The organism is Spirosoma endbachense, assembly GCF_010233585.1.
GTDB classification, from domain to species: Bacteria; Bacteroidota; Bacteroidia; order Cytophagales; family Spirosomataceae; genus Spirosoma; species Spirosoma endbachense.
The window spans coordinates 9,696,808-9,720,369 of sequence record NZ_CP045997.1 but is presented as its reverse complement, the minus strand read 5'-3'; the positions used below and the strand labels follow the sequence as shown (position 1 = coordinate 9,720,369).

Sequence of the window (23,562 nt, the reverse complement as noted above, 5' to 3'; positions counted from 1 at the left end):
GGCAATGCTAAGTGCGCTGTTTTTTAGTCTGACCGCAGGGAGGTAACCGGATTCATCAGGGCCGCTTTGATGCTTTGAAAGCTTACCGTCAGTAGGGTTATCGCAATAGCTACCAAACCGGATACGGCAAAAATCCACCAGGAAATCTCAGCCCGATACGTATATTTCTGAATCCAGTTACCCATGAAATAGTAAGCAATCGGTATTGCGATAAAAAGCGAAATGAATACCAGGACGACAAAATCTTTTGACAGAAGCCGCCATAAATTAAAAACAGATGCACCCAATACTTTCCGAATGCCGATTTCTTTGGTGCGTTGTTCGGCAATGAACGATGACAGGCCGAAAAGACCTAAACAGCTAATGAAAATGGCCAGTACGGCAAACAAGGAGGCCAGTTTGCCGATTCGGTCCTCGGCGGCAAATTTCAGCGCGTATTCCTGATCCGCAAATTTGTACTCGAAGGGGGCCGTCGGAATTAGCTTTTTAAATACCGCTTCAATTTTAGGTAAAGCTTCGTTTGCACTTGCATTGGGATCGATTTTGATGTGTATCCAGTTCGTTCCTCCGTGTGCTCTAATCATAAAAATGGTAGGCGATATGGGCTCATAAGGTGACTCCATCACCATATCTTTGACAACCCCTAAAATGCGATAATGCATCAGTTCCCGCTCCTGAAATTTCCAGCTAACTGCTTCACCAACTGGATTTTCCAATTCCATGTATTTGGCGGCTGCTTCATTGATGACCATTCCTGATGAATCCGACATGAATTCTCTCGAAAAATCGCGCCCCTTGACAAATTGCCAACCTACGGTTTTTCCATATTCCGGTGTTACGACCAACGTGCCAAAGCTGTCTTTAAAGGAGGGGTTTTTCCCTTTCCATGTAAACCCGTCGTTTCCCGACCAAACTTCGGTGACTCTGCCCATCGATTCAGACATTTCGGCTACAACACCCGTCCGTCTTAACTCACTTCTGAGTAGTTCATGTTTGCCGTAAAAATCGCCTGATTTCATTTCTACCATCAACAGGCCATCCCGCGAATAACCGACCGGCCGATTTTTAGCAAACTGAATCTGGCGAAAAACAATGATGGTGCCGATAATCAGCGTAACAGAAACCGTGAACTGTAAAACCACCAACACTTTGCGGGGCATAGAGGCAAAACGACCGATGATCACAGTTCCTTTGAGTACGTTGATCGGCTGGAAAGAAGACAGATACAGGGCCGGATAGCTTCCTGCCAGAATTCCTGTGAAGCTGATAAAGAGTAAACCAGCTATCCAGAACCATTGGTTGGTCCAGGGAATGGTCATTTGCTTGGCAGCCAGATCGTTGAACCAGGGCAGAGAAATCGTAGTCAGCAAAATGGCTAGTACGAAGGCCAGAATGACCACTAAAAATGACTCGCTAAAAAACTGATTCACCAACTGCATCCGTACCGAACCGACCGCTTTGCGAATACCGACTTCTTTGGCGCGTTTTTCGGAGCGGGCCGTACTCAGATTCATGAAGTTAATGCAGGCCAGCAGCAACACAAAGGCGCCGATTATACTGATTAACCAGACCATTTGCATCGGCCCGTTGTCGAGGGCTCCTCGTTTGTAATTATGCAAATGCCAGTCGCGCATGGGAAGCAGAAAGACTTCCGGGGCTCGTTTGGCCTCTTCCGCAAAATTGGTAAGGTTTTTCAGCTCAGCATCTTTGATGTCGGCAGAGACTTTCTCAAAATCAGTGTCTGGATTGATTTCAGCGTAGATTTTAAGGAAATGATTTTGCCAATCCGTCATGGCCCGTTCTTTTATCCAGGGATTGTCGGATACCCACAAATCGAACGGCGCCAGAAATTTGACCTGATTGAATTGCGTATTCAACGGCAAATCTTCATACACACCCGTGACCTTTACGTCGAGTTTATTATTGATTTTCATGAGCTGATTTACGGGGTCAGTATCCCCAAAAAGTGCTTTGGAAGTCGATTCGGAAAGCAGGATCGAATGCGGGTCCTGTAAGCCTGATCGGGTACCATAAATCATCTTCAGCGTTAGCATTTCGGGTGCCGCGGCTTCCATGAATAGCCCCTTCCGTGACACTTGCCTTTGGCCCGCCGACAGAACATTGTCAACATCCCACGATGCTTCAACAATGTGTTTAAAGTTGGCTTTATAGTTTCTTTTTAACTCCGTAATCAATGGGTATTGTAACGACGAATTAATCCCGACGCCATTTTTTCCATATTCACGCGATCTTACCTGAGCGATATGGTCGTAATTCTGATGATACGTATTGAACGATAGCTCATCCCATATCCAAAGCCCATTCAGCATAGCCACGGCCATGCCGGTTGCCAGACCAAAGATGTTGATGAACGAATAACCTTTGTTTCGGGCGAGGTTTCGCCAGGCGATTGTCATATAGTTGCGTATCATAACAGGGCTGAATAAGGAATAAGAAGAATAAGTATCAACACGGTGAACGGTCGGTTTTCGTTTCAGGAAAAAGGGTAATCCGGCACGTGGTCTGAAAAAACCAATCACCTCCCACCCATATTGTCGCCGGGCTGACTGAACTCCAAACAGGCGGCAATTCCGCTCAAAGCGCTCCTGCAAATCGCCCTCCAGCTCCTCCAGCAAATGGGGAGCACAGAACCATTCCAGGAGCCGATTGGCCCAGCGGGGCGGTCTGACCGGTCCGTCGGCGCGGTTTCGGGGGGTGTTCATAGGAGCGAATGACTGATGGAAAGCAATGGATTGATTGGCAATGCTAAGTGCGCTGTTTTTTAGTCTGACCGCAGGGAGGTAACCGGATTCATCAGGGCCGCTTTGATGCTTTGAAAGCTCACCGTCAGCAAGGCCGTGCCCAGTGCCAGCAAACCAGCCAGCGCAAATACCCACCACTCAATATCGACCTTGTAGGCAAAATCGTGCAGCCATTGGGTCATGCCATACCAGGCGATGGGTGTTGCAATCAGAATGGCAACTAATATCAATTGTAGAAAATCTTTGGAAAGCAAAGCCACAATACTCACCACCGAAGCACCCAGCACTTTCCGGATGCCAATTTCTTTGGTACGCTGTTCCGCCGAAAAAGCAACCAGCCCGAATAATCCCAAACAGGCAATCACAATAGCAATGAGGGTGAAATACAACACGATGCTGGAGGTGCGCTGTTCTTTTTCGTAATTCCGTTGAAAATCCTGATCAAGAAAAGAGTACGAAAAAGGCGTATCCGGATTTACCTTTTTCCAGGATTTTTCAATAGTCGCCAGTAGTTTGGTGTATTCTTTTGGGTGAACATTGGCAATAAAATAGCGGTGTTTATCCCCAATTGTGGTCGTTAACCCATAAGGTTTGATTGCCTGATGCAAACTCTGGTAATTAAAATTTCTGACAACGCCAACGATCTGCATCGGGTGACGCCCATTCTGCCAGTCGAAGTAGATGCTTTTTCCTACAGCGGTTTTGGCGTCATATCCCAATTGGTTGACCGCTACTTCATTGAGTATGATACTCGTTGAGTCGGCAGTGAAGTTTTTTGAGAAAGCCCTGCCATACAGTAGTTTAAAGCCCAACGTTTCAAGATAATCGTTCTCGACTGTAGCAAAATTTATATCAACGGCCTCGTGTACTGATTTCCCTTCCGCATAAAAAAGCAAATCATCTGACGCTTCCAGGCCAGGGTAGGTTGAGCCGCTCGCAGCCGAAACCACTTGCGGGTTCTTGAGTAGCTCGTTTTTTAACGTGATGTAATTGCCGGTCGCCTGGCTGCTTTGAAGAGGTATGACAAGTTGTTGGGTTTTGGTGAAGCCCAGGTTCTGATTCTGAACAAACGACAATTGCTGCCAGATGACGATGGCTCCCAGAATCAACACAATTGAAACCGTAAACTGAAAAACCACTAAGCCTTTGCGGAGTGCAGTTGCCGAAATAGTCGTTATGAGCCTTCCTTTGAGTACGGCAATTGGTTTAAACGACGACAGATAAAAAGCTGGGTAAAAGCCTGCCAGCAATCCTGTTAGCAGCGTTATTGCTACGATCCAGCCCAAAAAAGCGGGATTTTGAAAAACACTCAAGTCCTTTCTGGTGAGGTCGTTAAAGACTGGAAGGATGAGTTGCATAAATGCCAGAGCAAAGCAAAGAGCCAGTATGGACATCAGTAAGGATTCGCCCAGAAACTGACCAATCAATGAGGTTTTAAAAGCGCCCATTGCCTTGCGAATACCGACTTCTTTAGCCCTCTTTTCGGAACGGGCCGTGGACAGGTTCATAAAGTTGATGCAGGCGATCAGCAACAAAAATGCCGCTATCGAGCCAAAAACATACAGATACGTCATGCTTCCACCAGGAGCAATTTCATTATCCAGACTAGATTTTAGATAAATATCGGTTACGGGCTGAAGAAACAGGCTTTTAGAAACGCCCAGCGCTCTTAAATCTGCCGCACCGTGGCGGTTCAAAAAATCCGGCAATTTTCGTTCAAATGACTGGGCATTTGCGCCCGCTCTCAATTTCACGTAGGCATAGAAAATATTATTTGTTGCCCAGTTTCTTTGTTGATCGACCCAACTGCCTACATCACCATTGCGCATTGACAGAAAGAAATGCGCATCGATGTGAGATTTATGACTTTTTCTGAATACGCCATTGACGGTATAGTTGAAATCGCCAAAAGGAAGCCCGAGATTGATGACTTTGCCAATTGGATTCTCGTCACCGAATAGTTTATTAGCCAGGCTTTCAGAAAGAACTAAAGTGTTGGGTTGATTGATGGCATTTTTGGGATTCCCGTATTTGAACTTGTACGTAAATAGTTCGAAGAACGTGGAATCCACATAATAGCCGTTGGTTTCAAAAAAATGCTTTTGTTCATGGTTATGATCGTACTTCAACAGCATTTTTTCCATGTTGGGCATCTTCAGTATCCGGGTAACCTGTTCGACTTCGGGAAAGTCGTTTTTCAGCCCCCAGGCCGTAGGAGCCGCTGTAGCTGCCCAATTCTCCTCTTTGGTTGCGGTAGCGACTCGATAGAGCCGATTAGCATTTTCGTGATGTTTGTCGTAACTAAGTTCATCGAAAACATACAGTGTAATCAACAGGCAAGTGGCCAAACCGACCGCCAATCCAAAAATATTGATGGCCGAATAAGCCTTATTGTTAATGAGGTTCCGCCAGGCGATTTTAAAATGATTTCTGAGCATAACAGGGCTTAGTAAGAAGGGAACGGTCTGGTCGGTTTGCCGGAGCGATTCCGGAGATCGATAGGCATTAGGTTGTCTTTGCCGGGCAAACGATCTGAGAAACCCCAGCACACTCAGCACATAATTTCGATTCGCACTCGTAATCCCCCGTTGCCTTATATCCCGCTCGAAGCGCTCCTGCAAATCACCCTGAACTTCCTCCAGCAAATTAGGGGCGCAGAACCATTCCAGCAGGTAGTCAGCCCAGCGGGGCGGACGTTGAGGGCGTTTGGGAGCGTTCATAAACAACCGGAGTTAGTCAATTTTTAAACTCTTTACCGGATTGGTCATCGCAGCTCTTAATGATTGCCAGCCAACGGTTAAAAAGGCGATAGAAATTGAAATGAAAGCCGTCAATAAGAATACGCCTATGCTGATATTGATTCGATAAGGGTAATTTTTGAGCCATTCCTGCATGGCATACCAGGCTGCCGGGAAAGCAAAAATGAACGAAATGGAAACGAGTTTCAGGAAGTCGGTTGAGAGCAGCTGAACAATGCCGGTAACCGATGCACCCAACACTTTCCGAATGCCAATTTCTTTGGTTCGTCTTTCGGCCGATAGTGTAGCCAATCCGAAGAGACCAATGCAGGAAATGAAAATAGTTAGTATGGCCCCGAAGAGCATCATTTGTTTCCACTTGGCCTCCGACTCATACCGTTTGATGTTTTCCTGATCCAGAAATTTATAGGAATAAGGATTGAGCGGAAATAGCTTTTTTGCCGTTTTTTCGATGTACTGAAGACTGGCTGTTTCTGTGTTGGGCTTAATCTTGATAAATACTTTTCCGTAAGGATTACTAGCCTTCATGGTAAATAATTGCGGCTTAATTTCACGGTTCAGCGCTTCAAAATGATGATCTTTCACGACGCCAATCACATGGTATTTTTCGGGCTTTTCGGACCAGAAAAAATTGACGAGTTGTCCAATTGGTTTTTTCCAGCCAGCCTTTTTAACAAATGTTTCATTGACCAATACCGACTGCGACGAATCGGACGGAAAATCCGGCGAGAAGTTTCGACCTTTTAACACCGGTATTTTGAAAAGTGGTAAATACGTTTCATCAACGGTTTCGTAGGCGAAACTTAATTGTGTTTCACCATTTATTTTAGCGACTGTGCCCCAGAAACCTCCATTCTTTGGTGCCACATCGATAATGTCCCGATTTTTGGCCAGCTCTTCCTTTAGTAATTTTGCCTCGCTCCGTTTTAAATTCGATTTGTCTATAATGATCAGATTTTTATCGTCGTAACCTAAATTTTTACTGGTTAAATAATTGAATTGTAAATAGATCGTTAATGACGCAATAATCAGAAAAGAAGCAAGCGTAAATTGTAAAACAACCAGTGACTTTTGCAGGTAATTCTTGCCTGAAAGGTTGAAGCGGCTATAGAGTGTTTGAACGGGATTGTAGCCCGATAAAACAAGCGCCGGATAAAAGCCAGATAGCAGGCTTGTTATGATAAAGAGAATAAAATAGCCAGCAACTAATTCAGTATCAAATAAATAGGAGAGAGCAAGCGCTTTGTTGGCAAGTTGATTGAACGTTGGTAAGGCTAATTCGATCAGAATAATACCCAGTAGAAAGGCCGCAAAACATAGGATAAACGATTCGCCCAGAAACTGAATAATAAGTTGTGCTCTGGCTCCGCCGACTACTTTTCTGACGCCGATTTCTTTCGCTCGTTTCAGTGAACGGGCCACGGTCAAATTAATGAAATTAATGCAGGCAATCAATAAAATAAATAGTGCGATACCCGACAAAATATAAGAGAACGTAGGATTACTTTCGTCGACGAGCCCGTTGCTTGCCGGAAGATCTTTACTGAGATGCATATCGGTAAAAGGCTGAAGAGCATATACCGTTCTACCGGTCTCGTTAAATTTTTCGGCCATCTCTTTTATACTTTCCTGTGCGTCGGCTAAATAAACCCGATTCATTTTTGCCTCTACGGCCTTAACGTTGGCATTGGGCTTAAGAATGACAAACGTGTTCATAAAGACACTGAACCAATTCTGGTTTTTTGCCATATCCTCGTCCTTAACGAGGAAGGGCATGAGCACCTCAAATTTGATGGAGGAATTTTGTGGGCTTTTTTTCGCTACGCCGGTTATTGTATAAGGCTCAAATTTGTCTTTTTCCTTAAAGAGCATGGTCTTGCCCAGTACGTTTGTTGAACCAAAAGTTTTCTCGGCAACTTCTTCCGAAATGACCACCGATTGTGGATTTTTTAGAGCCGTTTTTGGATTGCCGCTAAGTAACGGAAAGGTGAATACCGAGAAGAAACTGGTATCCGCAAAATGTACGGTCTGGCTCTTTACCTCTGTGCCCTGTTTCAGGTCTTTTCGGTTTTCCTGATACCGTACGAACGATGTTATCTCCGGGACACCCGCATGAAACTTCGGGCCTGGGAAAATCCCGGTGTACGGCTGCAGATTTTCTAAAACCCCGGCTGCGGTCAGGTGTTTGCTGGTGATTCGATAAATAGATGGATTGTTGCGATGAAAGCGGTCATAGCTGACTTCATCTTTGGTATACAGCATAATCAGCATGGCCGCTGCCAGGCCAATGCTCAACCCGATGATGTTAATGGCCGAATACGCCTTGTTTCGGGCCAGATTTCTAAAGGCGATTTTAAGGTAATTTCGTAGCATAGCAGGGCTGAAAAAAATAGGTTGAGGATATTCGCTGGGCTGTCTTTTCAGGGCAAACGGCCTGAGAAAACTTAGCACTTCTCGTTCATATTGCCGCCGGGCCGATTGCATACCGTATCGCAGGAGATTCCGTTCGAAACGCTCCTGCAAATCACCCTCTACTTCTTCCAGCAGATGAGGGGCACAAAACCATTCCAGCAGGCGGTAGGCCCAGCGAGGTGGCATGGCAGATTTCATATACTGATAGCTGGTAAAGCATTGGGCGCAATGGAACCCCATAGCTGGTCGCGCGTTGCCCGTATGTCGTGCAGGGTCCGGCTACCCAGTACCGTAACCGTGAACAGACGCTTGCGACGGCCACCGCGTTCGGCCGTTGCATCGCCCATACGCGAGGATAGCATACCTTTTTCTTCCAGCCGGTGTAAGGCTGCATGAACGGCACTGATGCTTACTGAGCGCCCGGTCTGCCGATCCAGCTCGTCGGTAATCGCTACACCGTAAGCGCCTTCGCCGAGTACGGCAACAGTCAGTAAAACGACTTCTTCAAACTCACCTAAATAAGATCGTCTCATAAGAAAGAGATATAATCAATTTTTGTAGAACAAATGCCTTGCCAAAACATCAGATCGGCATCTGGAGCTAGATAGGGTGGTTTTCATGGACCGAACTGTACGATTTCGGACAATCAGGATGTCCGAAGCCGAACAGATAAATTTTGTTCTGGGCTGGTTTAACCAGCTATTTTTGTCGCAGACCGGAATCAACTTAAGCTGTGCAGTCATTGATAACATCCGATTTGTTAGTTTGAAGCCTGAACGATCAACTGAGGATAACTTCAATATTTGTAGAATAAATAAAGCCAGACAGCATTCCATACTCTACATCAACCTAATAGAGTGATAAAAATGGAAATTGTTGCATATTCCGAAAAGAAAACAATTTATGAACCAACCTCTCTGGTCGCTCAGCGGCCAACGTGCACTGGTAACGGGCGGAACCAAAGGAATTGGCGAGGCCATTGTCCGGCAGTTTCTGGATCTTGGAGCCGCCGTATTTATCGTAGCCCGCAACAACGAATTACTTCAGAAACAGTTGCTCGACTACCGCCAGCAAGGGCATACTGTTGAAGGGATTGCCGCCGATGTAAGCCAGCCTGGCGTAGCGGCCCAGGTCATTCAGGCCGTACAAACAAAGTGGAATAGTCTGGATATTCTGGTCAACAACGCCGGAACAAACATTCGAAAACCTACCGCCGAATATAGTCCGACCGAGTATGATTATATCCTGAATACGAACCTGCGTTCGGCCTATGAACTAAGCCAGGCGGCTTATCCGCTGCTGAAAGTGTCTGAAAACGGTTCTTCGGGCCAGAGCAAGATCATTTTTGTTTCGTCGGTATCGGGTCTGACCCATACCAGCAGTGGGTCGCTCTATGGCATGACCAAGGCGGCTATGCTGCAACTGACTCGTAATCTTGCTGTTGAATGGGCTCCTGATGGTATTCGGGTCAACGCAGTTGCGCCCTGGTATATAAAAACGCCTTTGGCTTCGCCAGTTCTAAATAATCCCGAAAAATTAGGTGGTATTCTGAAGCGAACGCCCATGAATCGAGTGGGGGAGCCGGAAGAGGTCGCTTCAGTCGTGTCGTTTTTAAGTATGCCCGCATCCGGTTATGTCACCGGCCAGATCATTGCTGTCGATGGCGGATTGATGGCCTGGGGTTTTTGATATCAGTGGGCTTTCCCGTACGTTTTTTCACCGGCTTCAATAGGCACCGTCAACACGTTGTTTTTGGGTGGAATAGGGCAGGGGTAGCCTTCACTGAAAGCGCAATAGGGGTTATAGGCTTTGTTGAAGTCAATAGTCAGTTGCCCGTTTTTGATGTCGCTCATACGAAAGTCGAGATAGCGACCTCCACCATAGGTGGCAAATCCTGACGTAGCATCTTTGAAAGGCAGGAACAGGTAGTCGCGATACTCGGGCATTCGAATTAGGTTCAGGTTGCGGTAAAGGGTCAGCTTCTGCGGTTTGCCATTCAGCACGAACGATACTACAGCATACTCGACGTGTGGCCTGGTCATGCCGTTATAGGTGGGCATCTCGAAAGGTTCGGCTTTGGGCGTTAGCTGTACGGTTGCTACGACCCGATAGGTCGAGTCGGGCTCGTAAAATCGCAGATACGATAACTCTTCTTTCGATTTCAGCGGACTTCCCTTTGACGTCAGAAGGTCGTTTTTATACGTCTCCCGGTGTTTCGCGATTTCTTCCGAAAAAGGGGTTTGGGCAACGATCTGTGTCGATAGAAAACCCGTTAGTAAGAGCAACAGGAAGCGTATAACCATTTGGACGAAGCTGAGTTTATAGAAGTAAAATGATAAGCGGGTAACTGGCCCGATTAACCCGGTTACCATTCACACAATTACTTTTCATTACGGCTTTTATCGTGAACTGCCGTGAACTGGGTTATGTTCTTAATGTACGAAAGAACCACATCAGAACAACAAACACAATAAAACGATGGATCAGGCTAAAGAATCATTCAACGATATAATTAAAGGCGATAAGCCCGTGCTTGTCGATTTCTACGCCGACTGGTGTGGTCCCTGTAAACAACAGGCTCCCATTCTGAAGCAACTCACAGACCGTGCTGGCGATAAAGTCCGTGTCGTAAAAATCAATGTCGATAAGGCGCAGAAAGCGGCCGACCAGTATCAGATTCGGAGTATTCCGACAATGATCCTGTTCAAAGAAGGTAAAATTGTCTGGCGGCAGTCGGGCGTTCAGCCACTACATACGCTGGAAGGTTTAGTAAAGCAGTTTAGTTAACTGACCAGTCATACCTAACAAAAAGCCCGCCCGGTCTCATGACCGGGCGGGCTTTTTGTTACTCCCGATTCTTACTTTGTTTTTTGCGCCAAGCCGAAATTTTTCAGGTTCGTTAGCGCAATGACATTAATGATCTTCCACTGACCATTGAGTTTTTCAACTACCCGTGTCTCTTTCGAACTTGTCTTACCATGACTGTCCAGAAGAGTCTGATCGTAGGTAACAAAGGCCATATTACCGTTCTGATGAATGGTATAATTGGCATTCTGCACCGTTACATTATCCGTTACTTTTGAGCTCTTAAACTGGGTGGAAAATTGTTTTTCCAGGTTATCCCAGCCCTTGATCAGCATAAAATCTCCTCCGTACAGATTAGCAGCAAAGTTTACATAGGGCACATGTGCCCAGGCGCTGGCCCATCTTGCTTTATCTCGTTTGAAAAAGCCTTCGGTCTCATTAAACAGCACGCGCTTGATCGCTTCGTTGTCGGTCTGTGCCAGACTGGTCGAAACAGCACTCAACAGAAGAGCGACTACCAAAAATGACGTTTTCATGGCCGGTAAATGTTGATTTACTGGTCAATGTAGATAACTAAACTGTAATAATCAACTATTTTTTTGCACTTTTAGCAATAGTGTAACTACTGCTATTTCACTCGTTTCTTTTGCGAATAGTACGTAGGTAATCAATGATTTTCGGCAGGCTCCAACTGTATTCTCAACTTGTTCAATTAGATTCGCAGAAACCCTGTGACCATGAAAAAAAGAACCTTTCTTAAACTATCTTCAGCCTTAATGGCAACTCCTATCATATCTCCGCTGGCGAATTTGGTCCCTGGCGAAAAATTGAAAAACTGGGCCGGAAATTACACCTACAGCACCGATCGGCTCTATTCGGCCAAGTCAATAGAACAGGTTAAGGAAATCGTAAAGAAGTACAATAAACTGAAGGTACTGGGTACGCGTCACTGCTTCAACGGAATTGCCGATAGCAAGAATAACTTCATTTCGCTTCGGGAAATGGATAAGGTTTTGTCCCTGAATGCTGCTGCCCATACCGTAACAGTTGATGCGAGCATGCGCTATGGTCAGCTGGCCCCTTATCTCGACAGCAAAGGATACGCCTTGCATAACCTGGCTTCTCTGCCTCACATCTCCATTGCGGGAGCCTGTGCAACGGCTACCCACGGTTCGGGTGTTAAGAATGGTAACCTGTCCACAGCGGTGGCGGCACTGGAAATTGTTACGGCCAATGGCGACGTGCGGACATTATCGCGGGCCAAAGACGGTGATGCGTTCCGGGCAGCTGTCGTTAATCTGGGCGCACTTGGCGTGGTAACCAAGGTTACACTCAATCTTCAGCCAACCTTCAAAATGCGCCAGTACGTGTATGAAAACCTGCCGCTGGATCAAGTGAAAGCGCATTTTGATGCGATCATGTCGGGAGGTTACAGCGTCAGCCTGTTTACCGATTGGCAAAAGAAACGAATTAACGAAGTCTGGATAAAAGAGCGCGTAGAGGGGGGGAATAAGCAAGTAGCCAAACCAACGTATTTCGGGGCGACTCTGGCGACCAAAAATCTTCACCCAATTGCCGAACTATCCGCCGAAAACTGTACTGAGCAGATGGGTGTAGCGGGGCCGTGGTATGAGCGATTGCCCCACTTCAAGATGGGCTTCACACCCAGCAGTGGTAAGGAGCTCCAATCGGAGTATTTTGTGCCCCGGAAGAACGCCGTTGAAGCCATTCTCGCTGTTGAGCGGCTTCGCGATCACATCAGCCCTCATCTGATGATTTCGGAACTACGAACCATCGATGCCGACGATTTCTGGATGAGTACGGCTTACAAACAGCCAAGTCTGGCTATTCACTTTACCTGGAAACAGGACTGGGCATCGGTGAGTAAGGTATTGCCGATGATTGAAAAAGAACTGGAGCCGTTTCGAGCCCGGCCACACTGGGGTAAGCTGTTTACACTTTCGGCGTCGAAGCTGCAATCCCGGTACGAAAAGCTCCCCGATTTCAAGAAACTGGTCAAAGAATATGATCCTCAGGGCAAGTTTCGAAATGCGTTTCTGGACTCGACTATTTATGGTAGTTAAGGGCTAATTAGGTTATTAATAGGGCTATGTCCTCTTGTCAAATCATGGCATAGCCCTATTAATGCCCCTTAACGCATTGTTTCCAGGAGTAACCTGGATTCTTCGAGGTCTAATTCATACAAAATAGTTCGGAGCACCTCATCATCCTTTTGCCCCTCCCGACGCAAACGAGTGGCTAGCTCACGCTCGACCCGAATAATCTCAAGCTGAATACGCATTGTTTCCCGAACTTCGGAAGCATTGGCGTTTGCTCGACGGCCATTCTGGTGCAGCCTGAGCCTATCGATACGGGTTTCGTACTTGTGTTTGAGCAAAGCCAATGCCTCGTCTGACACCTCTTCGCTAAGCGAATAATTGGCTTCCAGGTGTTCAATGGCCATACTGGCCAGTTGAATTCGCAAGTTGATTTCTTCCTGTTTTGCCCGTTGGTCGGGCGTGATGTTCAGCCAGCGAATTAGGTAGGGCAAGGCCAGGCCCTGCAAAACCAGCGTCGAAAAAATGACACAGTATGTAAAGAAAATGATCAGATCACGTTGGGGAAATGGCGATCCATTTCGTAGAGTCAGGGGTAAAGCCAGGGCTGTAGCCAGCGATAATACACCGCGCATACCCGTCCAGCCAATGACCGTATTCAGTTTTCTATTGAAAAGTAAGCCAGATTTCGCTGTTCTGTTTACAACTAAACGGGGGAGATAACTCGCTAAAAAAACCCAGATAAACCGGCTCAAAATGACGGCCAGACTGACAAGGGCGCCATAGAGAAGGAGCTTACTGGGCGAGTAGCCGGAGGTAGTCAATAAGATCCGGCGCAACTGTAACCCCATGAGCACAAACACGATACTATTTAGCAGGAATGTGACTACGTTCCAGACATTAATGGTTTGTAAATGGGCCTGCCGGGATAAAAACTCCGACGACCGGAGCGTTAGAAACAGCCCCGCCGACAGTACGGCCAATACACCCGAAACGTGCCATTCCTCGGCAATCAGATAGCCCGCAAACGGCGTCAGAAAAGTCAGCGTAGTTTCAACAACAGGGGTATCGTCGGTTAGCTGATGAATACTTTTTACGACCCAGGCTAAGGCTAGCCCGATCAGTATACCCCCTAAAACGACCACAAAGAATTGCTCTCCTGCTTCAATCAGTACAAACTGCCCAGTGGTTACGGCGGCAACCGCATAGCGATATACGATTAGCCCTGTTGCGTCATTGACCAGACTTTCGGCTTCCAGAATAATAACTACCCGGCGTGGGAGCCCCATTTGTTTAATGATCGATGTGCCGGCAATGGGGTCTGTAGTCGATACGGTTGCCCCCATAACAAATGCCAATGGCCACGAAAAACCGGGAACGAACGTGTGCACTACCCAGGCAACGCCCACCGTTGAAAACAGGACCAGGCCCAGGGCAAGCAGCATAATGGGCCGGAAGTTTGCTTTGAAATCGGCCCATGATGTGTTCCAGGCGGCCGAATAGATCAATGGGGGCAGAAAAACCAGAATAACGATATCTGGTCTGAGTACGACCGATGGTAGACCTGGAATCAGACTAATGGCAATGCCCGCCAGCACCAACACGATGGGTGAGGCAATACGTACCCGCTCGGCCAGAGCTGCCAGTGCAGTGACAATTGCTAACAGGGTAATAAGTAAAGCAACACTACTCATAACTAACACAACCGTATGGCTGAACAGTCTGTTCAGCGAAACATGCCAGTCTAACGAGTTTATCCAGTCTGGTAATGACTATGACACGCAACAATTTTCGATAATATATGAGGATATTTAACTCTTTTTCGGCTTTTCGGGTGAATGCCATTCTGTGTTTGAAAAATATAGATAATTTGCTGGTTAAAGGCATATGTTTTTGAGCACCCTATTTTCGTTTTACCTCTGAAAAACTCACTTTAAAATCACTTTTACTTACCTGTCTATGAAACGTAGAGAAGCCATACAGCAAGCGGCCCTGATGATGGGAGGTTTGTTGTCGGCACCCACACTAGCGGGGGCAATGGGGCGTATCACCAACACTGGCCCTAGTGTAGTTGTAACAGCCGAGCAGGAAACCCTGCTGGCTGAAGTGGCTGATGTGATCATCCCGACCACCACAACACCGGGTGCCAAAGCCGCTGGGGCCGAGAAATTCATCGTTCGTGTCATGCGCGATTGTTATCCCAAGAAAGATCAGGATAGCTTCTATGCCGGTCTGGCAAAACTGGATGCCAATAGCAAAACCAAGTTTGGGAAAGGATTTACAGAACTGGACTTGCCTCAGAAAAACGAAATGGTGAAGCAGACCATGACCGACGACAAACCGTTTTTCCTACGGATGAAGGAACTAACGACGACTGGCTACTTTACATCCGAAATAGGAGCGACGAAAGCACTGGAGTACCTGCCAGTACCCGGTCAGTTCAATGGCTGTATGCCCCTCAAACCCGGCCAAAAAACGTGGGCCCTATAAGTACAATGAATAATTGAGATGGGAAATGGCTCCATCCCGGACCATTATCCATTTTGCCGCACTGGCGGCCCCGATTATTCACTATTCAATCAAAAAAATATGTCTTATCTCAATATTGATTCCATAAAAGAACAGAGTTACGATGCCATTGTGATCGGCTCTGGAATATCTGGCGGCTGGGCCTCCAAAGAACTGACGGAGAAGGGGTTACGGGTACTGATGCTCGAGAAAGGGCACCAGCTCGAACACGTATCCGGTTATGAAAACGCGATGAAAGACCCGTGGCAGACCAAATACAACGGTCGGCTTACGGAAGCACAAAAGGAGTCGCATCCAAAACTGGCGCGCGATTATCCTTATAACGAAATGACCGAAAAATACTGGATGAACGATTCGGATTCGCTTTACAAAGAAGTGAAACGTTTTGACTGGTATCGGCCGAATATTGTTGGCGGAAAGTCGATCATGTGGGGACGGCAATCGTATCGGCTGAGCGATATCGATTTTGAAGCCAATCTTAAAGACGGTATCGCCGTCGACTGGCCAATTCGCTATAAAGATGTGGCTCCCTGGTATTCATACGTTGAAAAATTCGTCGGCATTTCGGGTGAGAAACTAAACTTACCCCAATTGCCCGACAGCGAGTTTCTGCCACCGATGGAGATGTATTGTGTGGAGAAAGAAGTTCGTAAACGCATTGAAAAGAACTTCCCCGGTCGCACGATGACCATCGGACGGGTAGCCAACTTGTCGAAAGCTGGTGAGGCTCAATTAGGTGTGGGCCGTGCGCCCTGTCAGTACCGGAACAAGTGTTCGCTGGGTTGCCCCTACGGCGCTTATTTTAGTACACAGTCGTGTACACTACCGCCAGCCGCCAAAACCGGCCGGTTGACGCTCCGTCCCGATTCGGTCGTTACCGAAATAATTTACGATGATAACCAGAAGCGCGCAACGGGTGTACGCATCGTTGATGCTGTGACGCTCCAGAGCCGCGAATATTTTGCTAAAGTTATTTTCGTTTGCGGCAGCACACTGGGGTCAACATCAGTGCTGCTGAACTCAAAATCGAGCCGCTTCCCGAATGGCCTGGGTAACGATTCGGAGCAACTGGGTCATAACCTGATGGATCACCACTTCCGGATTGGTGCATCGGGCGATTGGGAAGGTGATCTGGACAAATACTACATCGGTCGTCGGGCCAATGGCATTTACGTACCTCGTTATCGTAACATTGGTACCGACAAACGCGATTACGTGCGAGGCTTTGGTTATCAGGGTGGAGGCAGTCGGCAGGGCTGGCAGCGTAACATTGCTGAAATGAGTTTCGGGGCCGATTATAAAGAGGAACTGACCAAGCCCGGACCCTGGACTATGGGTTTAGGTGGATTCGGGGAGACATTGCCTTACTACGAAAATCGCATGTATCTCGATAAAAACGAGAAGGACAAGTGGGGCATGCCGCTGGTCGTTTTCGACGCAGAACTCAAAGAAAATGAGAAAAAAATGCGCGTCGATATGATAAACGATGCCAAGGAGATGCTGGAGTCATCGGGCGTCAAGAACGTTAAAGGATACGACAGAGGGTCTTACCTGGGTATGGCCATCCACGAAATGGGCACCGCCCGGATGGGTCGTGATCCGAAAACGTCGGTACTGAATGGCAACAACCAGATGCATGCTGTCAAGAACGTATTTGTTACCGATGGAGCCTGCATGGTTTCTGCGTCTTGCGTGAACCCGTCGCTTACCTACATGGCCCTAACGGCGCGGGCAGCTGACTTTGTCGTGAAAGAGATGAAACGGAAGAGTATCTGATTCTGAAGAATAGTATACGAAAACGGCCGGATCGATGATTTTTCGATCTGGCCGTTTAGTTTTGAGCGATTTGGAACTTTCACCAGATCCCGTGCTATGGTTAATTTCGCAAAAGACAAAAGATATGTCTCTACAAGGGTTTTTGGTTTAGAATAGCCTTCCTAAAAAGATGAGTACAATTGCCCCACCTACAGCAATCAGCAGGTTCATGACTAAGCCATCGTTGTCGGGGTCATTGCCAAGGCGACGGGCGATAAAACCACCGATGAATCCGCCAACAATACCGAGGATAATGTTAACCAGGGCTGAATGATGACTGCCCATAACAACACTGGCCAGGTAACCGGCGATTCCGCCAATAAGAATTGAATATAAAAAGCCCATAAGAAAAAAGTTAACTGTTTTAAGAATAGTGTTGTAATGGTACAGGAAATAGCGATACTTTGCTACTAAAGCAGGGGAAAATGATGACAAAATTTAATAGGTAATGGGTATAAACACCTGGGTCGGGCGTTTATATACCAATGGAGTATCACTACTTTTACGTCGTATAATCCAACCCTCTTGCCTGTTTAACTATGAATCCTTTTCGATCGGCTAAGCGATCCCTGCTTTCCCGCAAGGCGATAGCCCTCTCCACTGCTGGTTTAGTAATAGGTGCTGCTTTTGTTGGGGCATACCAGAACCGAAATCTCAATGCCGCTTCGGGTACTTACCTCTCAAAGCTGTTTGCCCAACTCAGTGACGACGATAAACACGATCCTAAATATGCCGTTGGTAGTCTGAATGTCGCGCCGGGTCTGGAAGCAACTCTTTTTGCTGCCGAGCCGATGCTGAGCAATCCAACGGATATTGATGTCGATGCCAGAGGTCGCGTATGGGTATGTGAAGCTTATAACTACCGGCCAGCTATCAACGGCAATCCGACCCGTAAAGAAGGCGACCGGATCATCATTCTGGAAGATCAGAATGGCGATGGCAAAGCCGATATTACTAAAGTATTTTATCAGGACCCAAGTATCGAATCACCCTTGGGCATCTGGGTGCAGGGGAACCGGGTAATTGTTGCCGACAGCCCCAACGTGTGGGTACTGACAGACGAAAACGGCGATGATAAGGCCGATAAAAAAGAACTCCTATTTACGGGAATCGGTGGTGAACAGCACGACCACGGTATGCACACGTTTGTGTTTGGCCCCGATGGTAAATGGTATTTCAACTTCGGTAATGCTGGTGAACAACTCCTCGATAAAGATGGAAAACCGGTTGTTGATATCGCTACCGGCAAAACCATCGACAAACAGAATTTCAAGCAGGGCATGGTGTTCCGCTGTGATCCTGATGGTAAAAATGTTGAATTGTTAGGCCAGAATTTTCGCAATAACTACGAAGTGGCGGTTGACTCATACGGTACGCTCTGGCAGTCAGACAACGACGATGACGGCAACAAGGGCGTTCGGATCAACTACGTAATGGAGTACGGAAACTACGGCTATACCGACGAAATGACGGGTGCGGGCTGGCAGGCAAACCGTGATAATCTAGAACCCGAAATTCCACGGCGACACTGGCACCTCAACGATCCGGGTGTTGTGCCAAACCTGCTCCAGACCGGTGCCGGCTCACCAACGGGTATTATTGTTTATGAAGGCAAGCTTTTGCCCGAAGTGTTTCGTAATCAGGTGATTCACTGCGATGCCGGACCGAATGTCGTACGTTCCTATCCGGTACAGAAAGACGGGGCGGGTTATAAAGCCGAGATTGTAAATGTGCTGGAAGGTGCCCGCGATCAGTGGTTCCGCCCGGCCGATATTTGCGTGGCTCCCGATGGTTCGCTTATTATTGCTGATTGGTATGATCCTGGCGTAGGTGGTCACCAGGCTGGTGATCAGAACCGGGGCCGCGTCTATCGCGTAGCTCCGCCAAACTCGCCCTACACCATGCCGAAAGTAGATGTTTCGACCACCGAGGGTGCTATCGAAGCGCTCCAAAGTCCGAATATGTCGATTCGCTATGCTGGATGGCAGAAACTGCGTGAGTCAGGCACCAAGGCCGAAAAACCCCTGGCAAATCTCTATAAATCGTCGACTAATCCCCGGATGCAGGCCCGTGCTCTATGGCTACTGAGCAAGCTGGATAAAGGACAAAAATACATTGAGACCGCTCTCAAAAGCGATAATCCGGATTTGCGCATTACGGCGCTACGGGCCGCCCGTGAACTCAAAATGGATATTATTCCCTATGTGAAGCAACTGGTCAATGACCCGGATACACAGGTTCGCCGTGAAGCAATTATTGCGCTTCGCCGGAACCAGACCGCCGGACCGCCCTCGCCTGAAGCACCAGCTCTGTGGGCGCAACTGGCTAGTAAATACGACGGCAAAGACCGTTGGTATCTGGAAGCGCTTGGGATTGGAGCCGATGGTAACTGGGACAGTTACTACACCGCCTGGCTGAAGCAACAAAGCGGTGATCCATTGGCGAATGCCAGTGGGCGGGATATCGTTTGGCGTGCCCGCACCAGGGAGTCTGTACCGCTGCTGGCGAAACTGGCTGGCGATCAGGGAACAGAGCTGAGCCAGCGATTGCGCTACTTCAGGGCGTTCGATTTTAACCCCGGTGCCACCGAAAAATCAGCGGCACTATTGGGTATTTTGCAGGCAAATAGCGCATCGACAGATGTGACGAAACTGGTTCTCCGTCACCTCGATCCGGCCTATGTCAAGAATTCTGCCGTAGCAACAACTGCACTGAATAAACTACTTACAGATGTATATGGAACACCCGAATACATCGAACTTATCACCCGCTACGAACCTACATCTGAGAATGCCAAGCTGAGCCAACTGGCACTTGCCAAGTATAACGATGCGATGGGGCGGGATGCCGCCAGGCAGTTGATCAAACAAAATGGTAGCTCATTGGTCTGGGCTGTTATCAATGGGTCAAATGCCGATGAAGCGTCGCAAATGGTAATGGCCTTGCAGCGGGTTGGTAACAAAGAATCGCTCGATATTCTGAAAACTGTTGCCCTTGATGAGAAGCGTTCACCGTCGCTACGGATGACAGCTACCCGTGCATTGGGTGGTAGTATGGATGGAGCTGACAAGGTGATTACTCTGTTGAAATCGGGCGATATCAAAGGCGATTATAAAAAAGCCGCCGTTCAGGGAGTCAGCAATGACTGGCGTAAAAACATCAGACAGCAGGCCGCCAGCTTCCTGGATGGTGTGCAGGGGGCCGAAGGCAAAAAGCTACCTGGTCTGAACGAATTGATGGCCATGAATGGCGAAGCTACAAAGGGCGTAAGCGTATTCAAAAACAACTGTGCCATCTGTCATCAGGTCAATGGAGAAGGGATGGATTTTGGTCCGAAACTTTCCGAAATAGGTTCTAAATTGCCTAAAGAAGGCCAATATCTGGCTATTTTACATCCAGATGCCGGTATTAGTTTTGGATTCGAAGGGTGGGAGGTGAAGTTTAAAGATGGTAGTACCATGTCGGGGATTGTCTCCAGCAAAACCGAGACCGATTTGCAAATGAAATTTCCCGGTGGTGCGGTACAGAACTACAAAATGGCCGATGTTGTCTCGATGAAAAAAATGGATAGTTCCATGATGCCATCGGGCCTACAGGAAGCCATGAGTACGCAGGATCTGGTTGATCTGGTCGCTTATTTAACGAGTTTGAAGAAAAAATAATCCGAACCCGGATTACACTAATTAACGGATTACCTTGATTTTGATCTATGCACCACTTTATTGAAGTGGCTAACAAAATCCTGTAAATCCGTTAATCAGTGCAATCCGGGTTCAGAAATTAACCACTATGCAACGACGCAATTTTGTAAAATCGACAGTTGGGCTTGCTGGGGCCGCTGTTTCGGGTGAATCATTAACCACAAACTGGCATTCGCAGCCTAATTTTCTGGCTAAGAACAATTTTAAACTCAAATATGCCCCCCACTTTGGTATGTTTGAAAATAGCGCGGGTAAAGATCCCATCGACCAGTTAAAGTTCATGGCTGATATGGGCTTTACGGCTCTGGAAGATAACGGAATGATGGGTCGAGATCCGGCACTACAAACCAAAATCGGTGAGGAAATGGCCCGGTTAGGTATAACAATGGGGGTGTTCGTTCTAGACAAGGGCGGAAATTCACAGAATTCTCTCGCAACGGGAAAGCCAGAGTTCGTTGAGATTTTTCTGAACGGATGCCGCAAGGCGGTCGAAACGGCTAAACGCGTCAATGCCAAATTCACCACGGTCGTTCCCGGAGATTTTGAACGGAATCTACCCATTGGTATTCAAACGGGGCACGTTATCGATGCCTTGCGCCGAGGGGCCGATATTCTGGCTCCGGCTGGCCTGACCATGGTGCTGGAGCCCCTTAGCGATACACCAAACCTGTTTTTACGGACATCTGACCAGACCTACGAAATCTGCCGGGCCGTGAATAGCCCTTCCTGTAAAATTCTGTTTGATATTTATCACATGCAGAAAAACGAAGGACACATTATTCCGCATATAAATTGGTGCTGGAGTGAAATCGGGTATTTTCAGATTGGCGATAATCCGGGCCGTAAAGAGCCAACAACGGGCGAGATCAATTATAAAAACATATTCAAGCACATCTACCAGAAACAGAAAGCCGAAAACAAGGAATTTATTTTTGGGATGGAACACGGTAATTCGCAGCCAGGAAAAGAGGGCGAGGTTGCCTTAATCAAAGCCTATGTCGAATCAGATAGCTTTACGGTGTAGATAAGCGAATAGCATTAAAAACAGTTAGCCCCGACAGATTTTTCTGTCGGGGCTCTTTCAGTAATGTCCCTTCATAGGTAGACGAATGGTTGATCTGGCTTACAGAACGACAACCGAATTTTCTTCACCCGCAACGCCACTGGCTACATATTTATCAGCGGCCCAGTCATTTGTCCAAATTGTACCGTCCAGAACGTAGCGGTACTGATATTCGCTACCAATTGGTAGTTCGACCGTCGTTTTGTACGAACCATCCTTTTGCTTTTTCAGAACTTGGGCAGAGCTATCCCAGCTATTGAATTCACCGGCCAGGGCGACCGTTTTTGCACCGTTGACAGCTTCAGCCGGCAACTCAAACGTAACTTTTGCAATAGGCTTGCTTTTGAGGAATTGTTTGGCAACCGCCATAGTAGTTCATTATTTGGTTTGCAATGCAAAATTATATTGAAAAAAAAGTAATATCATAGTTATCAATTCTTTAAGAGCTAATATTCTTTAAATAATTATGTTCATTGTGTTAAGTTTTATAGTTGAATCTAAAAAATGTACTATTTTTAATTTGTGAGCCGAAAACCATTCAGTAATTTTTCGATTGTTGTTTTGATCGACGTAAGTCGGTCCGTATAAGAGCCGCCTATCAATACGTAGTTCAGTCCTCTCCGGTCGAGTTCATAACGAAAACGAGCCAGCATTTCAGGACGACGATCACCCTGATCGCGTAAATCGTCGGCAACCCAGGGCACATCGATATCGAGTAAAAAATAAATATCGTAGTGGACCTGCTGTTCCAGTTCCTGTAAAACAGGGGACACTTCCCGCAGGTATAAATTCGAATAGATCTGGGTTGTAATGACGTCTGTGTCGCAAAAAAGCAGGCGATTGGCCTGACGTTCGGCTACTTGCACTGCTTGCGTTTGAGCCTGGCCAATACGGACGAAATCGTTGCTTGTGAACTCGTTGGAAGTAATTAGACTACGGGCCATTTCGGGTACAAAAATGGTTTGGTAGTCAATCGCCAATTGCTTAGCCAGAGTTGTTTTGCCAACACTTTCGGGGCCGTACAGGCATATTTTTTTGACGAAATGGGGGCGGACAACATCCGGAATGTAATCCCAATACTGAAACGGGTGCTGTCGAATCAGGGTAGCCGATACCGGGACCTGTTGTCGGGGTGGATCGAATGAAATATGCCGTAAACCCGAATGATAGGCTAATGGAATTGCGTATGCTTCGGATGAAAAAAATACACTCACAGTCGGGAAACGCCGTTTAATGAAAGCGGCCCATAACTTCGTGGCTTCCCAAAGTGGTAAGTCTGGATCATGAAAATCGTCGGGCTCGGCCACCACCTCAATAGTGGGGTAGGGAGCTAGTAATTCGGTTAGCCAGCGGAGCCGAAATTTGGGCGAGATTGGGTCATCTGGCGTGATACTCATGGATACAATGAGCCGATCACACTGTTGACGAGCAAACTCAATAAGGGCAAGGTGGCCTTTATGCACAGGCAAAAATTTGCCGAAGATTAGCCCTGTGGTCATGCTAATCTGGTTTGTTGGTTTTGTTCAATTTTTTAACTGATGTTACGCCAACTCCATTTGTGGATGTTGGCTGAGTTGATTTTTGAGGACGGCCAGTTCCGCAAAAGCCGCTTGCAGGGCTTTGAGGTATAACCGCCCTTTCAAGGCAAAATGATTGGTA

General features: G+C 47.2%; 16 protein-coding genes and 2 pseudogenes. 7 read left to right on the top strand and 11 right to left on the bottom strand.

All coding sequences use genetic code 11. The annotated features are described in order from the left end of the window. Window positions 1–23 precede the first annotated feature (23 nt). The 4 genes from GJR95_RS39130 to GJR95_RS39115 are packed head-to-tail and all read right to left on the bottom strand — an operon-like array spanning window position 24 to window position 8,466. The gene (locus GJR95_RS39130; RefSeq protein ID WP_162391037.1) at window positions 24–2,723 is read right to left on the bottom strand and encodes an FtsX-like permease family protein; all 2,700 of its coding nucleotides are present in this window, start codon (window positions 2,721–2,723) and stop codon (window positions 24–26) included. A gap of 59 nt (window positions 2,724–2,782) precedes the next feature. Continuing rightward, the gene (locus GJR95_RS39125; RefSeq protein WP_232541009.1) at window positions 2,783–5,482 is read right to left on the bottom strand and encodes an ABC transporter permease; all 2,700 of its coding nucleotides are present in this window, start codon (window positions 5,480–5,482) and stop codon (window positions 2,783–2,785) included. Between the two features lie 12 nt (window positions 5,483–5,494). Beyond that, window positions 5,495–8,131: an ABC transporter permease gene (locus tag GJR95_RS39120; protein ID WP_162391036.1), complete on the bottom strand. Its 2,637-nt coding sequence runs from the start codon at window positions 8,129–8,131 to the stop codon at window positions 5,495–5,497. Continuing rightward, the gene (locus GJR95_RS39115; protein WP_162391035.1) at window positions 8,128–8,466 is read right to left on the bottom strand and encodes a PadR family transcriptional regulator; all 339 of its coding nucleotides are present in this window, start codon (window positions 8,464–8,466) and stop codon (window positions 8,128–8,130) included. The genes GJR95_RS39120 and GJR95_RS39115 overlap by 4 nt, the downstream gene beginning before the upstream one ends. A 370-nt stretch (window positions 8,467–8,836) precedes the next feature. Here GJR95_RS39115 and GJR95_RS39110 point away from each other — a divergent pair, with 370 nt between their 5' ends. After that, on the top strand, window positions 8,837–9,622 hold the full coding sequence (locus GJR95_RS39110) for an SDR family oxidoreductase (protein WP_162391034.1): 786 nt from the start codon (window positions 8,837–8,839) through the stop codon (window positions 9,620–9,622). A 2-nt stretch (window positions 9,623–9,624) separates the two neighbouring features. Here the strand turns inward: GJR95_RS39110 and GJR95_RS39105 are convergent, their stop codons facing one another. After that, a complete protein-coding gene (locus tag GJR95_RS39105) occupies window positions 9,625–10,236 on the bottom strand; it encodes a DUF1684 domain-containing protein (protein ID WP_232541008.1) in 612 nt (203 codons plus the stop codon). 157 nt (window positions 10,237–10,393) lie between these two features. On the opposite strand from GJR95_RS39105, the pseudogene trxA reads away from it, so the two are divergent. Next, window positions 10,394–10,720, top strand: a pseudogene (gene trxA, locus GJR95_RS39100) (thioredoxin); the annotation flags it as partial. Window positions 10,721–10,791: 71 nt separating this feature from the next. Here trxA and GJR95_RS39095 read toward each other — a convergent pair. After that, entirely contained in the window at window positions 10,792–11,274 is a 483-nt protein-coding gene (locus GJR95_RS39095) for a hypothetical protein (protein WP_162391032.1), read from the bottom strand. Between the two features lie 201 nt (window positions 11,275–11,475). On the opposite strand from GJR95_RS39095, the gene GJR95_RS39090 reads away from it, so the two are divergent. Beyond that, the gene (locus tag GJR95_RS39090; RefSeq protein ID WP_162391031.1) at window positions 11,476–12,822 is read left to right on the top strand and encodes a D-arabinono-1,4-lactone oxidase; all 1,347 of its coding nucleotides are present in this window, start codon (window positions 11,476–11,478) and stop codon (window positions 12,820–12,822) included. Window positions 12,823–12,890: 68 nt separating this feature from the next. On the opposite strand, the gene GJR95_RS39085 is transcribed toward GJR95_RS39090, so the two are convergent. Next, entirely contained in the window at window positions 12,891–14,489 is a 1,599-nt protein-coding gene (locus GJR95_RS39085; RefSeq protein ID WP_162391030.1) for a Na+/H+ antiporter, read from the bottom strand. Between the two features lie 265 nt (window positions 14,490–14,754). Between GJR95_RS39085 and GJR95_RS39080 the strand changes: the two genes are divergently transcribed. Next, window positions 14,755–15,285: a gluconate 2-dehydrogenase subunit 3 family protein gene (locus tag GJR95_RS39080; protein WP_162391029.1), complete on the top strand. Its 531-nt coding sequence runs from the start codon at window positions 14,755–14,757 to the stop codon at window positions 15,283–15,285. Between the two features lie 99 nt (window positions 15,286–15,384). Then, window positions 15,385–17,100: a GMC oxidoreductase gene (locus tag GJR95_RS39075; RefSeq protein ID WP_162391028.1), complete on the top strand. Its 1,716-nt coding sequence runs from the start codon at window positions 15,385–15,387 to the stop codon at window positions 17,098–17,100. Window positions 17,101–17,247: 147 nt separating this feature from the next. Here GJR95_RS39075 and GJR95_RS39070 read toward each other — a convergent pair whose 3' ends face one another. Next, window positions 17,248–17,484: a GlsB/YeaQ/YmgE family stress response membrane protein gene (locus GJR95_RS39070; protein WP_162391027.1), complete on the bottom strand. Its 237-nt coding sequence runs from the start codon at window positions 17,482–17,484 to the stop codon at window positions 17,248–17,250. Between the two features lie 194 nt (window positions 17,485–17,678). Here GJR95_RS39070 and GJR95_RS39065 point away from each other — a divergent pair, with 194 nt between their 5' ends. Further along, window positions 17,679–20,801 (top strand): PVC-type heme-binding CxxCH protein, encoded by a 3,123-nt coding sequence (locus tag GJR95_RS39065; protein ID WP_162391026.1) that lies wholly within the window; start codon window positions 17,679–17,681, stop codon window positions 20,799–20,801. A gap of 127 nt (window positions 20,802–20,928) precedes the next feature. Beyond that, window positions 20,929–21,864: a hydroxypyruvate isomerase family protein gene (locus tag GJR95_RS39060; protein ID WP_162391025.1), complete on the top strand. Its 936-nt coding sequence runs from the start codon at window positions 20,929–20,931 to the stop codon at window positions 21,862–21,864. A 99-nt stretch (window positions 21,865–21,963) separates the two neighbouring features. Here GJR95_RS39060 and GJR95_RS39055 read toward each other — a convergent pair whose 3' ends face one another. The 3 genes and pseudogenes from GJR95_RS39055 to GJR95_RS43015 form a co-directional block, all read right to left on the bottom strand. Beyond that, window positions 21,964–22,272, bottom strand: a complete 309-nt coding sequence (locus GJR95_RS39055) for an isoamylase early set domain-containing protein (RefSeq protein ID WP_162391024.1) — start codon at window positions 22,270–22,272, stop codon at window positions 21,964–21,966. Window positions 22,273–22,418: 146 nt separating this feature from the next. Next, a complete protein-coding gene (locus GJR95_RS39050; RefSeq protein WP_162391023.1) occupies window positions 22,419–23,402 on the bottom strand; it encodes an AAA family ATPase in 984 nt (327 codons plus the stop codon). A 42-nt stretch (window positions 23,403–23,444) separates the two neighbouring features. Next, window positions 23,445–23,562, bottom strand: a pseudogene (locus tag GJR95_RS43015) (IS701 family transposase); the annotation flags it as partial.

Bases quoted from the DNA above. Each gene is read 5' to 3' on its own strand.
- GJR95_RS39130 (WP_162391037.1), bottom strand. From the start codon at position 2,723: ATGAACACCCCCCGAAACCGCGCCGACGGACCGGTCAGACCGCCCCGC.
- GJR95_RS39125 (WP_232541009.1), bottom strand. From the start codon at position 5,482: ATGAACGCTCCCAAACGCCCTCAACGTCCGCCCCGCTGGGCTGACTAC.
- GJR95_RS39120 (WP_162391036.1), bottom strand. From the start codon at position 8,131: ATGAAATCTGCCATGCCACCTCGCTGGGCCTACCGCCTGCTGGAATGG.
- GJR95_RS39115 (WP_162391035.1), bottom strand. From the start codon at position 8,466: ATGAGACGATCTTATTTAGGTGAGTTTGAAGAAGTCGTTTTACTGACT.
- GJR95_RS39110 (WP_162391034.1), top strand. From the start codon at position 8,837: ATGAACCAACCTCTCTGGTCGCTCAGCGGCCAACGTGCACTGGTAACG.
- GJR95_RS39105 (WP_232541008.1), bottom strand. From the start codon at position 10,236: ATGGTTATACGCTTCCTGTTGCTCTTACTAACGGGTTTTCTATCGACA.
- GJR95_RS39095 (WP_162391032.1), bottom strand. From the start codon at position 11,274: ATGAAAACGTCATTTTTGGTAGTCGCTCTTCTGTTGAGTGCTGTTTCG.
- GJR95_RS39090 (WP_162391031.1), top strand. From the start codon at position 11,476: ATGAAAAAAAGAACCTTTCTTAAACTATCTTCAGCCTTAATGGCAACT.
- GJR95_RS39085 (WP_162391030.1), bottom strand. From the start codon at position 14,489: ATGAGTAGTGTTGCTTTACTTATTACCCTGTTAGCAATTGTCACTGCA.
- GJR95_RS39080 (WP_162391029.1), top strand. From the start codon at position 14,755: ATGAAACGTAGAGAAGCCATACAGCAAGCGGCCCTGATGATGGGAGGT.
- GJR95_RS39075 (WP_162391028.1), top strand. From the start codon at position 15,385: ATGTCTTATCTCAATATTGATTCCATAAAAGAACAGAGTTACGATGCC.
- GJR95_RS39070 (WP_162391027.1), bottom strand. From the start codon at position 17,484: ATGGGCTTTTTATATTCAATTCTTATTGGCGGAATCGCCGGTTACCTG.
- GJR95_RS39065 (WP_162391026.1), top strand. From the start codon at position 17,679: ATGAATCCTTTTCGATCGGCTAAGCGATCCCTGCTTTCCCGCAAGGCG.
- GJR95_RS39060 (WP_162391025.1), top strand. From the start codon at position 20,929: ATGCAACGACGCAATTTTGTAAAATCGACAGTTGGGCTTGCTGGGGCC.
- GJR95_RS39055 (WP_162391024.1), bottom strand. From the start codon at position 22,272: ATGGCGGTTGCCAAACAATTCCTCAAAAGCAAGCCTATTGCAAAAGTT.
- GJR95_RS39050 (WP_162391023.1), bottom strand. From the start codon at position 23,402: ATGACCACAGGGCTAATCTTCGGCAAATTTTTGCCTGTGCATAAAGGC.